Here is a 12,416-nt window from a genome sequence, read left to right as displayed (position 1 = left end):
TGCGCTGCCACCGAAGTAGTAATGTAGGAAAAGTTGGCCCGCGTCGAAGACGCCCTGCACGCTACCCGCGCTGCGGTTGAAGAAGGCGTCGTGCCTGGCGGTGGCGTGGCCCTGCTGCGCGCTCGCGCCAACGTCAAGGACCTGAAGGGCGACAACGCCGACCAGGAAGCCGGTATCAAGATCGTGCTGCGCGCCATCGAAGAACCGCTGCGCCAGATCGTCTTCAACGCCGGCGACGAGCCGTCGGTGGTGGTGAACAAGGTCCTGGAAGGTTCGGGCAACTTCGGCTACAACGCCTCCAACGGCACCTACGGTGACCTGGTGGAACTGGGCGTGCTGGATCCGGCCAAGGTGACCCGTTCGGCCCTGCAAAACGCGGCTTCCGTTGCCAGCCTGATCCTGACCACCGACGCACTGGTGGCCGAAGTGGCTGACGACAAGCCGGCCGGCATGCCTGGCGGCATGGGTGGCATGGGCGGTATGGGTGGCATGGACGGCATGATGTAATTGCCCTCCGGCTGCTGGCCATGCCCTGCATGGCCAACGCTAAAAAAACCCGCATCGGCGACGATGCGGGTTTTTTGTTGTCCTGCGGCGGCCGTTGTTTTTGCGCCGATGCCTGTGACACAGGCGGCCCTCCCATGCCGCAAACCCCGATCTTTCGATTTTGAACGAGATACAAGTCGAATTATTTTTCCAATTCAGCATTCGTTTTTTAAATCAGAAAGGATGCATCCCGCATGTCTTATCGTTCCTGAAGTTTCGGGGATCCCACGCCTCGATCCAGGTGAGAGCGAGAGACTTGAACATGTATTCCTTATCTGCAAGTCAACTATCCGGTCAACTCGATGCCATCCTTGAGCTGGCCGACATCGATGAAGTCATCCTGACGCGTGATCAGGGCGAGTCCCTGGTCCTGGTACGTGAGTCCGTATGGCGCGCCATGCAGGACACCATTCATCTGCTCGGTACCGACATCAACAGCGACCGTTTGCTGCGTAGCCTGCTTCAGGTACGGGCCGATCTTCTCGGCCAGTCGGCGCGCTGATGACCGAGGTGCATCTCAGCGTTCTGGCGCGGGAGGATCTCTCCTACTGGCGTCAGCGCGAACGGGCCAGAGCCCGACAGCTGCTGCGCCTTCTGCACCGTCTGCGCGACGACCTTCCCATTCCTCCCCAACGTATTTCTCGCCTGCCTTTGCGAGTAGCCGCCTTGTATGCCCTTCGCCTGGATGCGGAACATTACCTGGTCGTGGAGCGACTTGCTGGCTGCATCGTGGTGCATCAATGCAGATTTCACTATTAAAAGCTGTCTTTTCGAGCATTTCCAGTCGTTGCAATAACACGTCGGAATATTCTCAAATGCGAGCACAAGGCAAATTAACTGTATTTTAGAAAACCAAAGCTGGTTTAGATTGGCAACAACTTCTTGATTCATCTTGAGGTTATGGAGCGTTCTGTCGCGCTTCCGCCACGCAGCACTAAATAAACCACTTCGGAGTTTTCTATGAAAAAAAAAGCATTTTGGCGCTGGCTGTATTGAGTGTCTTCACCGCCTCGGCCCACGCGCAAAGTTCGGTCACGATCTATGGTGCGGTCGATGCAAGCCTGTCCTACACCAACAAGATCATCACCTCCGGCCAGAAGACCGGCAGCCTGGTGGCCCTGGATTCGGGCCTGCTCAAAGGCTCACGCCTGGGTGTGAAAGGGGTAGAAGATCTGGGCGGCGGCCTGAAGGCCTTGTTCACCATCGAGAACGGCTTCAATCTCGATACCGGCGAAGCTGGCCAGAAGGGCGTGATGTGGGGCCGCCAGAGCACTGTCGGCCTGGCGGGCAACTTCGGTACGGTGCTGGCCGGCCGTCAAAAGGACGTACTGGACGATATCGGCAGCATCACCTCTGCTGGCGACTTCGGCGGCGTGGTCAGCCGCGTCCACTCGCTGAACCTGGATCGTACCAACGGCGAGCGCGTCAACAACTCCATCCGCTATAACACGCCCGACCTGCACGGCTTCACGGGTAGCGTCATCTATGGTTTCGGTGAAGAAGCCGGCAACGGCGGTTCGGGCCAATCCTTTGGCCTGGGCGGCATGTATGCCAACGGCCCGTTGAACATCGGCCTGGGTTACTTCCAGAGCAAGATGGGAGATGCCAAGACTGCCAGCGACGTCAATGGTGCGGCTGCCTGCAATGGAAATGACGTCACCAAAAACAAGAATGGCGACGTCTGCCTGAGGACCTGGACCCTGGCGACTGCCTACCAGTTCGGCCCGGTCAAGGTCTATGGTGCATATTCCAGCGTGAAGCTACCGCTGGCGAGAGACGGGAAATTCAATCCGACCCTGTTAAAACCGAACAGCTATGGTTTTGAGCCCGGAAGCAATTACGTCATCGGCGGCTTCAACAATGAATCCACATCCACCTGGGACCTGGGCGCGAAATACAGCCTGGCACCGGCAGTGTCCCTGATCGGTAGCGTGCAGTTCACGCGTGCCAAGTTCGTGAAGAAGGATGATGGCCGCCTGACGCAATTCAGTCTGGGCGCGAAGTACGATCTGTCCAAGCGCACCACTGCCTATACCGTCGTGACGCATCTGCGCTCTGCCGACATGTACAACGTCGGCCTGGCCAAGGACCGCGTCCCGGGCATTGATCGCAGCCAGACCGCGGTCAGCGCTGGCGTGATCCACAGCTTCTGATCGCGAGCACTGCATCCGGCCCCTGTCGGGCCGGAATGTTTGGCCCGCATCCTTCAAGGATGCGGGTTTTTTTCTTTGTGAGAGATGAAGCCTGACAGGGAGACCCCGGGGAGCAAGCCCCAAGGCAAGTCCGCCCCGCTGACAAGCGTCGACTGCCACGACCACAAGGCAACTACCTCGGCCCAAGCCACCGCAGGTGGTGACACGGGCCGCCCCTGAAGCGCTTGCCAGCCGCTTAGAAGGTGTGGATGATGCCGGCGTTGAAGGCGTTCTGGCTGCTGTCCGAACCAGGTGCCTGGCCGCTGGTCACGCCCGGGCTGTAGGTGTCGGAAGCGCGCAGGTTGCGGTAGATCGCGTACAGGCTGGTGCGCTTGGACAGGGCGTACTTGGTACCCAGGTTCAGCTGGATCAGGCGGCCATTGGACGCGTTGACGAAGTTGGCGCGGGTGTATTGCACGCTGCCCACCAGCGACAGGGCCGGGGTCAGGCCATAGTTCACGCCGATGTCGAAGATGTCGTTCTTCTCATTGTTCACGCCGCCCACCAGGTATTGACCGGTGCTGTCAGCCGCGTAGCTGGCGGCCGACGCTGCCGAGAACGAGGAAGCCGAGCCGGCGGTGGCCATCGGCAGCTTCACGCGCGACCACGAACCGTACACCTTGGCCGGGCCGAACTGGTAGGAAGTGGCCAGGGTCCAGGTCTTCAGGCAAGTGTCGCCCGCGGAACCGGTGGCGTTGGTGCAAGTGGTGGCGTTGCTGGAGTTGACGTCGCTGGAGGTGGCGCTGGCGACTGCCTTCTTGGCCTGGAAGTAGGCCAGGCCGACGTTGAACGGACCGTTGGAATAGGCGCCGCCCAGGCCGAAGGATTGACCTGCGCTGTTCTGGCCGGCCTGTTCGCCGAAGCCATAGATGGCGCTGCCGTAGAAGCCGTTGATGTTGGGGGTGTTGTAGCGGATCGAGTTGTTCACGCGTTCGCCGTTGGTGCGGTCCAGGTCACGTGCGTGCACCTGGCTGACCATGCCACCGAAATCCTTGACCGAGGTGAAGGCGGCGATATCGTCGGTGAAGTCCTTCTGGCGACCCAGCAGCACTGCACCGAAGTTGCCTGACAGGCCCACGGTGGAGGTACGGCCCCACAGCGTGCCACCCTGGGCTGCCGCACCGTTGTCCACGGTGAAGCCGTTTTCCAGGTTGAACAGGGCCTTCAGACCACCACCCAGGTCTTCGCTACCCTTGAAGCCGATACGCGAACCATTGATGGCACCCGAATCGACACCCATGCGGTTGCCATTGCCGGTACCGGTGGTAGCAACCTTGCTGTTGTAGGACAGGCTGGCGTCGATGATGCCGTAGATGGTGACCGAGCTTTGCGCCTGGGCCGCGCTTGCGAAGGCGCCGAGTACGGCCAGTGCCAGGAGGGACTTTCTCATGAGGAACTCCAAAGGTTATTGAATTGCTATTTGATTGTTGATCGTCCGACTGCCCTGCCAGGCGCTCGGACCACCCAAGCTTCCAGAAAGAAACATCAAGAAGTCTTAATTTATTAAATCAATATTTGTTTTTTCAAACAATTCAATTTTTGCTTTTCTATTTTTATTCACAATTTATGTATCTTTTATCCAACACATTGGGGTGTGGAAAAGTGAATAAAAAAAGGGCCGACTCGCGATTCCTGGAAGCAGGCAACCCATTGGTTTGATGCATAAATGCAACAAACCGGGGTGCCTATTTCCGGACGCGGTCGGCCCAAAGTCCACAATTCCGGGGCGCAAGGAGACGCAACCCGGACTGCAGACGGACAAGCCTTTGCGAGGAGCCCTCTCACATGAACACCGACTCCGGGCATGCGACGCCAGCGGCAACGAGGCCGCTTAGCGCCGCCAAAGGCTGGTCACAAAGCTTGCCAGCTAGGGGGGATCAGATCCTCAGATCAATAGTGGAAGCGGCACTGATGCACGACGATGCAGTCGCGCAGGCGCTCGATCACCAGGCGGTGCTCGGTATCGATACGCACCGCCGACAGGCCTTGCAGGCGCAGCGGCAGAGCCGATACCTGCTGCGGCGGCAACTGTTCGTCGTCGCGCAGGCGGCGCAGCAGGCGGGTGATGCGCCACGCCAGCTGGCTGTCCTTGCGGCGCCAGAAGGCAAAGTCTTCCTGGGCCATGCGGGTCATGAGCAGCTTCATCCTTCCACCTCCGCTTGCGACAGGAACTCGCTGCGCAACTGTTGCAGACTGGTCAGCAGCCGGCTGGCATTGACGTCGGTGGCGAACAGGTGGGCGATCTCCTGGATGCCGCGCCAGACCGATTCCTTGACGATGACCAGGTTCTCGCCTTCTTCCCGGGTCAGCACGATTTCGTCGATGTCGGCCAGCTCCAGCATTTCAGGCAGGCGCGCGGACAGTTCCGTGGCGTTGAAGGAGTACATGGATTCCTCTTGTGATCTTGTTATCTTGTAGCGTGATGCATGGCGCGCAGTTCAGCCGGTCGCGGCAGGCCGGCTGGCTGGCGGCTCAATAGCCGCGATGCAGACCCTGGGGATCCGGGTTCTTCTCGTACTCGACCAGTTCGGCCTGCACCTGGGCGCGGCTCTTGCTGGAGACGAAGGCTGGCAGTGCCGGATAGTTGGCGTCGTTGACGTAGACCTGGCCAGCGGCAGTGGCTGCCTTCAGTTCTTCGATGACCTGGGCGCGGCTCTTGGTGGAGACGAAGGTCGGCAGCACGGGATAGTTGGCGTCGCTGACGTCGACCTGGCCGGCGGCACGCGCCTGCTTGAGTTCTTCGATGACCTGCGCGCGGGTCTTGCCCTGGGCGGCGCTGGTCTGGGCATAGGCGGAATCGGCCATCACGAGGCCACTTGTGGCGGCCAGTGCGAGGGCGATGAGGAGATGACGGGGTTTCATGATGTGCTTTCTAACGGGTTCGTACTGAATGATCTTGGTCTTGTGGAGTCGGGGAGGACGGATCATCTTCCTGACCACGGACGAACTTTAGCCCCGTTGGGAAAGCAGAAAAACAGCATCCAAGGAAAGTGATAGTTTCGAAAACTGGAATAATTAAGCCATTGACAACAGGAACTCGCATTTCCTGCGTCATTAATGATTTGCAATATTGCCGCTCATGCAAGTCCATCATCAAGCCGGGCCGGCACGATGAGAGCGTCAGCTCCCACCCTGCAGGAAGCCCCTTGGGCGAGTCGGGTCAATTGCCGCAAACCCGCCTGCACACAGGCTGGCAGCGATTTGATAAGACGCTGCCGTTATATGCATAGGCGAAAAATTATTTTCCCTATATAACTGGACAGCCTTAAAATAGCGGCTTCTTATAAAAATATCGATGGCAGTGGAGACCTGAGGTTTTGTTCTCGCCCGCGGCGTCTCGCACATGCCGTTGCTGGCAGTACCTGACCCGGGAACCGCTGCCATTTCTCTTCCCATCATGATCGAAATACAAGCTGTCACCCAGCGCTTCGGCGATGTCGAAGCGGTGCGCAACGTCGATCTGTCGATCCGCAAAGGCGAGATCTTCGGCATCATCGGCCGCAGCGGCGCAGGCAAGAGCACGCTGGTGCGCACCCTGAACCTGTTGAACCGCCCCACCTCCGGGCGCATCCTGCTGGATGGCCAGGACCTGACCGCACTGTCGGCCGCCCAGCTGCGCGAAGCGCGTCGCGGCATCGGCATGATCTTCCAGCACTTCAACCTGCTCTCCTCGCGCAGCGTCTATGACAACATCGCGCTGCCCCTGGAACTGGCCGGCAAGAGCAAGGCGGAAATCGCCTCCAAGGTCGAGCCGCTGCTGGAGCTGGTCGGCCTGACCGCGCTGCGCAACCGTTTCCCGGCGCAGATCTCCGGCGGCCAGAAGCAACGCGTGGGCATCGCCCGCGCACTGGCCAATGACCCCAAGGTACTGCTCTCGGACGAAGCCACCTCCGCGCTGGATCCGGAAACCACCCGCTCCATCCTGGAACTGCTGCGCAAGATCAACAAGGAACTGGGCCTGACCATCGTCCTGATCACCCACCAGATGGAAGTCATCAAGGACATCTGCGACCGCGTGGCCGTGATGGAAGCCGGCCAGGTGATCGAACAGGGCGAGGTGCTGGAGGTGTTCCGCCAGCCGCGTCACGAAGTCACCCGCGCGCTGATCGGCGACGTCATCGCCCATGAACTGCCCAAGGGCGTGCTGGCGCGCCTGCGCGAGCGCCTGGCCCGTGCCGATGCCGGCCAGGGCACCGACCACCTGTTCCGCTTCGCCTTCACCGGCAACGACGTGGACCAGCCGCACCTGTCGGAAGCTGTACGCCGCTTCAACCTGAATTTCAACATCCTGCACGGCCAGATCGACGAGATCCAGGGCCAGGCCTTCGGCTCGCTGGCGATCCTCGCCAACGGTACCCAGGACAATATCAACCAAGCCATGCATTACCTGCGCGAGCAGGGCGTCGTCGTCGAGGAGCTCAACCATGTCATCTGAACTGATCGATCTGTTCGTCAGCTCCTTTGGTGAGACGCTGATGATGGTGGTCATCTCGGGCCTGGTCGGCTCCGTGCTGGGCATTCCGCTGGGTATCGCCCTGCACATCACCGAACGCGATGGCGTGCTGCCCAACGTGGCCTTCAACCGCATCGCCGGCCTGCTGGTCAACGCGGTGCGCTCGACGCCCTTCATCATCCTGCTGGTGGCCGTGATCCCGATGACCCGCTTCTTCGTGGGGACCTCCATCGGCACGGCTGCGGCCATCGTGCCGCTGACCATCGCGGCGGCGCCCTTCATCGCCCGCCTGGTCGAGACCGCCCTGCGTGAAGTCGACCACGGCCTGGTCGAAGCCGCGCAAGCCATGGGCGCCACCACCTGGCAAATCATCTACAAGGTCTTGGTGCCAGAGGCATTTGCTGGTATCGTCGCCGGTCTCACGATCACCTTCGTCAGCCTGGTCGGCTACTCGGCCATGGCCGGTGCGATCGGCGGCGGCGGCCTGGGTGACCTGGGCATCCGCTACGGCTACCAGCGCTTCCTGCCGGAAGTGATGCTGGCCGTGGTGCTGATCCTGATCGTTTTCGTCCAGTTGGTGCAGTCCCTGGGAGACCTGCTGGTGCGCAAGCTGAGCCATCGCTGACAGCATTGCGCCCATCGGCAGCGACAACATCGCTCACAACGATAAAACAGCGCGGCTACCCGCCGCGCATCTCAAAAGCTTGAAAGGAAAGTCATGAAGCGTCGTCAGTTGATTCAATTCATCGCAGGCCTGGGCCTGGCAGCCGGCCTGGTGTCCGCGCCCGCATTCGCGGAAGACCAGATCAAGATGGGTGTGACCGCGGGTCCCCACGCCGAGATCATGGAACAGGTCAAGAAGCTGCTCGACAAGGACGGCGTGCAGATGAAGATCATCGAGTTCACCGACTACATCCAGCCCAACGCCGCCCTGTCGGCTGGCGACCTGGATGCCAACTCCTACCAGCACCAGCCCTACCTGGACGCCCAGATCAAGGATCGCGGCTACAAGTTCATCAGCGTGGGCACCACCATCACCTTCCCGATGGGCGTGTACTCCAAGAAGATCAAGTCGCTCAACGACCTGAAGGCAGGCTCGCGCATCGGCGTGCCCAACGACCCGACCAACGGCGGCCGCGCGCTGCTGGTGCTGCAAGCCAAGGGCGTGATCAAGCTCAAGGCTGACGCCGGCCTGAAGGCAACGCCGCTGGATATCGTCGAGAACCCCAAGAAGGTCAAGATCGTCGAACTGGATGCTGCCCAGCTGCCGCGTTCGCTGGATGACTTCGACGCCGCCGTCATCAACGGCAACTTCGCCGAATCGGCTGGCCTGTCGCCGACCAAGGATGCCATCGCCGTGGAAGCCTCTACCGGCCCCTACGCCAACGTGATCGCCATCCGCGCCGCCGACAAGGACAAGCCCTGGGTGGCCAAGCTGGTCAAGGCTTACCACAGCCCGGAAGTGAAGAAGTTCGTGCTGGAAAAGTACAAGGGTTCCGTGATCACCTCCTGGTAAACCGCACTCCTGCACCCTCCTCGCAGCAAACGAAAAGGCCAGCTCATCGAGCTGGCCTTTTTGCTTTTACGGATCGACAAATCATCAATATGATTTAGATCGCGGGACTCAGTCCTTGCGCTCCCGGTGATCCGGCGCATTGCGCCAGTCGTAGTCCTCCTCGTCGTCTTCCTCATCCTCGGCCGGCAAGGCATCGGGATTGTCGGTAGAACGATAGGTCGCCAGCAGCTCCGCGCGCGAGGCCGGCGTCTCCAGCGAGATACGGCCCAGTGCGCCGCTGCGGTAATCCTGCAGGAAGGTGTGCGCGGCCTTCTCGAAATCGAAGTCGCCGCCCTTGAGACGGAAGCCACGCTTGGCGGCCACGCCTTCAACCACGGCCACGCCATCCATGCCTTCGGTATTGAAGCCGTAGCGCGCCTTGAGCAGCTGCGGATAACGCTGCAGCAGCAGGTCGGCCAGGAAGGTGGCAACCTCTTCTTCGATCAGCGCATTGCTGCCCACGGCGTGGCTGGCCGCCAGCATCAGGCCGTCGCTGGGATGCTCGATCTTGGGCCACAGCATCCCCGGGGTATCGGTGAGCACCATGTTGTTGCCCAGGTAGAGGCGCTGCTGGGTCTTGGTCACGGCCGGCTCGTCGCCCACCGCCGCCACGCGCTTTTTCAGCAGCGCATTCATCAGCGTGGACTTGCCCACGTTGGGGATGCCCATGATCATCATGCGCAGAGGCTTCAGGGCCGTGCCGCGATGCGGCGCCACCTGGATGGCCAGCTTGGGCACGCGTGCCACGTCAGAGGGCTTCTTGCACGACAGCGCCACGGCGGTCACGCCCTTCTGGCTGTTGTAGTAGTCGATCCAGGCCTGGGTGGCGACCGGGTCGGCCATGTCGGTCTTGTTGAGGATCTTCAGGCAAGGGCGCTGGCGCGCATTGCGCAGCTGCTCGATCATGGGATTGCAACTGGCCTGCGGCAGGCGGGCATCGACCACTTCGATGACCATATCGACTTTTTCCATGCTCTCCGCGGCCTTGCGGCGGGCGGAGTTCATGTGGCCAGGGAACCATTGGATGGACATGCGGGGCTTCTTTCTGATGCGTATTTCGTTGAAGGCGCTATTTTACGGCCCCGGCCGCTCAAACCCTAACAAAACCGCCCACGAGGTCCATCGCGAAGCCAGCCGCATGGACGCCGAACAACAATCGGCTCAGGCGCGGCTCCCCATCAATTGCTTTTCGACAACACCCACAAAGCGCCACACCAGCCACAGCGCCAGCGCATAGCCGGCCGCCATGATGCCGAAGGCCAGCGGATTGCGCAGGCTCCATCCGCTGACGCTATGCAGGATCGCCCCCATCAGGGCCACGCCCACCAGTGCGCCGATCTGGCGATTGGCGTTGAGCGCGGCGGCGGCGCTGTTGGCATGGGCCTTGCCGGCCACCTGCATGACCACCGTGGTCATGGCGGGGATGGCAGTGCTGATGCCCAGGTTGGCGGCGGCACAGACCAGTGCCACCAGCCAGTAAGGCGTCTCCGGCCTGAAACTGGTGGCCACGGCGGTAAAGACCGCCCCCACCGACAGCCCCAGCAGCATCGGCACACGCGGCCCCCAGTGAGCGGCCATGCGGCCCGAGCTGAGATTGCCGATGAAGATCACCGCCATCATCGGCACCAGTTGCAGCCCGGTCTGCAGGGCATCGGCTCCGCGTCCCTGTTGCAGGAACAGCGCCAGGTAGAACAGGTTGCCATAGACCCCGAAGTTGATCAGGAAGCCGATGCCATTGGCTGCCGCGAACTGTGGCGTGGCAAACAAGGCCTTGGGCAGCAGCGGTGCCACCCCGCGCCACTCATGGCGCACCAGCGCGGCCCCCGCCAACAGGGTCACCAGCAGGCCGACCAGGATGCGCGCCGAGGTCCAGCCATACACCGGCCCCTGGATCAACACGAAGGACAGGCCCGCCAGCATCACCACCCCGGCCAGGTGGCTGGAGAGGTTCAGCGCGCGGGCATGGCCGGCCACCTGCGGGATCATCCTGCGCGCCATCAGCAGGCCGACCAGGCCGACCGGCACGTTGATGAGGAACACGCTGCGCCAGCCCATCCAGTGGATCAGCACGCCGCCCACCAGCGGTCCGACCGCCGCCGCCAGGCCCACGGTGGCCGACCACACGCCCAGCATGCGGGCGCGCACGCGATCGTCTTCATAGACATGGGTCAGCAGGCTCAGCGAACTGGGCATGAAGAAGGCCGCGCCCAGTCCCTGCAGCAGCCGCGCCGCCACCAGGAAGGGGCCATTGGGAGCCGCCCCGCACAGGAGCGAGGCCAGCACGAACAGGAACAGGCCGGTGAGATAGAGGCGGCGCGCGCCGAAACGGTCGGCCAATGCACCGCCGACCATGAGCATGGCGGCAAAGGTCAGCGTATAGCCATCGACGATCCAGACCAGCGTGGACAGGGGCGTATCGAGGCTGGCGGCGATGTTGGAGAGGCCGACATTGACCACGGTGACGTCGAGCATGGCCATGACGAAACCGATGGCCAGCGCGACCAGCGGCAGCAGGCCGCCACGGTGGGCGCTAGCCGGCGTGGTAACCGGCGTAGTGGCGCCACAGGCCGGCGCAGCGGGGCAGGAGGAGGAGGACATGGAACGGTTCTTTCTGCAGGATGAAGCCGGGAGGCCGGCAGGCCTGTCGCCGGGATCTCCGGTGCAGGCCACGATGAGGGTGGATTCCAGGCCTCCCCGGTGATGCAATAAAGAGGTATAAAATCGGCAGTCTGATGCAAATCTGCATCATCAAAAACCATCAGGAGTCCATCATGGATTGGGACAATGCCCGCATCTTCCTGGCCATCCACCGCGCCGGCACGCTGCGCGGCGCTGCCGAAAAGCTGGAGATCGACCAGGCCACGGTCGGCCGGCGCCTGGCAGCGCTGGAGCAGTCACTGGCTGCGCGCCTGTTCCTGCGTACCCCCAGCGGTTACGTGCCGACCCCGGCCGGCGAGCTGGCCGCGGCGGCGGCGACCCAGATGGAGCAAGGCGCCGAGCAGTTGCAGCGCCAGATGCAGGGTATCGATGAGCGCCTGTGCGGCGTGGTGCGCCTGGCCGCCACCGATTTGACGGCGCGTCATTTCCTGTTACCGGCGCTGCAACGCCTGCGTGAACAGCATCCCGAGATCCGGGTGATCCTCTCCACCTCGACCCAGATCACCAACCTGACCAAGCGCGAAGCCGACATCGCCGTACGTACCGTGCGCCCGGACGCGCCGGACCTGATCGCGCGCCACCTCAAGCGCCTGCATACGGCCATCTATGCCTCGAAGTCGTACGTGAAGAAGCGCGGCCTGCCCGAGCCCGGCACCGGGCTCAAGGGGCATGATGTGGTGATCTATCCGCGCAGCGTCTCGGCGCAGAAGGCCGAGCAGGTCTGCGGCGAGTCGATCGCCAACGCCAGGATAGCCATGGAAGTCAGTACCGGGCTGGTGATGTTCGATGCCCTGCAGGCCGGCTTCGGCCTGGGCGAATTGCCCACCCATGTGGGCGATGCGGGGGAAAAGGCCGCCGGGCTGGTGCGCGTGTGGCCGCAGCGGGAAACCCCGTACGACATGTGGCTGGTATTGCACAGCGACCTGAACCGCACGGCGCGCGTGCGGGCGGTGGCCGATGCCATCATCGCCGCCTACGAGGCGGCCTGAGCGCTCCCCGAGCGCCGCTTGCA

13 protein-coding genes and 1 pseudogene are annotated in these 12,416 nt (G+C 62.0%); 7 read left to right on the top strand and 7 right to left on the bottom strand.

The window, feature by feature from the left end:
* Both ACIPHN_RS08585 and ACIPHN_RS08580 read left to right on the top strand, forming a co-directional pair.
* A pseudogene (locus ACIPHN_RS08585) lies at nt 1–507 on the top strand (TCP-1/cpn60 chaperonin family protein); the annotation flags it as partial.
* A gap of 301 nt (nt 508–808) precedes the next feature.
* Entirely contained in the window at nt 809–1,048 is a 240-nt protein-coding gene (locus ACIPHN_RS08580) for a type II toxin-antitoxin system Phd/YefM family antitoxin (protein WP_400435219.1), read from the top strand.
* Here ACIPHN_RS08580 and ACIPHN_RS08575 read toward each other — a convergent pair.
* Complete coding sequence (locus tag ACIPHN_RS08575) at nt 1,009–1,437, bottom strand: hypothetical protein (protein WP_400435205.1); 429 nt, start codon at nt 1,435–1,437, stop codon at nt 1,009–1,011. The genes ACIPHN_RS08580 and ACIPHN_RS08575 overlap by 40 nt on opposite strands.
* A 101-nt stretch (nt 1,438–1,538) precedes the next feature.
* Here ACIPHN_RS08575 and ACIPHN_RS08570 point away from each other — a divergent pair, with 101 nt between their 5' ends.
* Nucleotides 1,539–2,699, top strand: coding sequence for a porin (locus tag ACIPHN_RS08570; RefSeq protein WP_400435203.1), 1,161 nt, complete (start codon nt 1,539–1,541; stop codon nt 2,697–2,699).
* Between the two features lie 235 nt (nt 2,700–2,934).
* Here ACIPHN_RS08570 and ACIPHN_RS08565 read toward each other — a convergent pair whose 3' ends face one another.
* The 4 genes from ACIPHN_RS08565 to ACIPHN_RS08550 form a co-directional block, all read right to left on the bottom strand.
* Nucleotides 2,935–4,128 (bottom strand): porin, encoded by a 1,194-nt coding sequence (locus ACIPHN_RS08565; protein ID WP_400435201.1) that lies wholly within the window; start codon nt 4,126–4,128, stop codon nt 2,935–2,937.
* Nucleotides 4,129–4,628: 500 nt separating this feature from the next.
* On the bottom strand, nt 4,629–4,883 hold the full coding sequence (locus tag ACIPHN_RS08560; RefSeq protein ID WP_400435199.1) for a type II toxin-antitoxin system YoeB family toxin: 255 nt from the start codon (nt 4,881–4,883) through the stop codon (nt 4,629–4,631).
* Nucleotides 4,880–5,125 carry a type II toxin-antitoxin system Phd/YefM family antitoxin gene (locus ACIPHN_RS08555; protein ID WP_400435197.1) on the bottom strand — a complete coding sequence of 82 codons (246 nt, stop codon included), beginning with the start codon at nt 5,123–5,125 and terminating at the stop codon, nt 4,880–4,882. The genes ACIPHN_RS08560 and ACIPHN_RS08555 overlap by 4 nt, the downstream gene beginning before the upstream one ends.
* Nucleotides 5,126–5,210: 85 nt before the next feature.
* Nucleotides 5,211–5,600 carry a DUF4148 domain-containing protein gene (locus tag ACIPHN_RS08550; RefSeq protein WP_400435195.1) on the bottom strand — a complete coding sequence of 130 codons (390 nt, stop codon included), beginning with the start codon at nt 5,598–5,600 and terminating at the stop codon, nt 5,211–5,213.
* Nucleotides 5,601–6,135: 535 nt separating this feature from the next.
* Here ACIPHN_RS08550 and ACIPHN_RS08545 point away from each other — a divergent pair.
* The 3 genes from ACIPHN_RS08545 to ACIPHN_RS08535 all read left to right on the top strand — a co-directional run bounded on the left by ACIPHN_RS08545 (nt 6,136) and on the right by ACIPHN_RS08535 (nt 8,707).
* Nucleotides 6,136–7,173 carry a methionine ABC transporter ATP-binding protein gene (locus ACIPHN_RS08545; protein WP_400435193.1) on the top strand — a complete coding sequence of 346 codons (1,038 nt, stop codon included), beginning with the start codon at nt 6,136–6,138 and terminating at the stop codon, nt 7,171–7,173.
* Nucleotides 7,163–7,816 (top strand): methionine ABC transporter permease, encoded by a 654-nt coding sequence (locus ACIPHN_RS08540; RefSeq protein ID WP_198981848.1) that lies wholly within the window; start codon nt 7,163–7,165, stop codon nt 7,814–7,816. The genes ACIPHN_RS08545 and ACIPHN_RS08540 overlap by 11 nt, the downstream gene beginning before the upstream one ends.
* 93 nt (nt 7,817–7,909) lie before the next feature.
* Nucleotides 7,910–8,707, top strand: a complete 798-nt coding sequence (locus ACIPHN_RS08535; protein WP_400435191.1) for a MetQ/NlpA family ABC transporter substrate-binding protein — start codon at nt 7,910–7,912, stop codon at nt 8,705–8,707.
* Between the two features lie 108 nt (nt 8,708–8,815).
* Here ACIPHN_RS08535 and ylqF read toward each other — a convergent pair whose 3' ends face one another.
* Nucleotides 8,816–9,778 carry a ribosome biogenesis GTPase YlqF gene (ylqF, locus tag ACIPHN_RS08530; RefSeq protein WP_400435189.1) on the bottom strand — a complete coding sequence of 321 codons (963 nt, stop codon included), beginning with the start codon at nt 9,776–9,778 and terminating at the stop codon, nt 8,816–8,818.
* Between the two features lie 129 nt (nt 9,779–9,907).
* A complete protein-coding gene (locus ACIPHN_RS08525; protein ID WP_400435187.1) occupies nt 9,908–11,344 on the bottom strand; it encodes an MFS transporter in 1,437 nt (478 codons plus the stop codon).
* Between the two features lie 173 nt (nt 11,345–11,517).
* On the opposite strand from ACIPHN_RS08525, the gene ACIPHN_RS08520 reads away from it, so the two are divergent.
* Entirely contained in the window at nt 11,518–12,393 is an 876-nt protein-coding gene (locus tag ACIPHN_RS08520; RefSeq protein WP_400435185.1) for a LysR family transcriptional regulator, read from the top strand.
* The last annotated feature ends 23 nt before the right edge of the window (nt 12,394–12,416 follow it).

This window comes from Herbaspirillum sp. NPDC087042, from assembly GCF_044745245.1.
Classification (GTDB): domain Bacteria; phylum Pseudomonadota; class Gammaproteobacteria; order Burkholderiales; family Burkholderiaceae_D; genus Herbaspirillum.
This window is presented reverse-complemented; position numbering and strand designations above follow the sequence as displayed.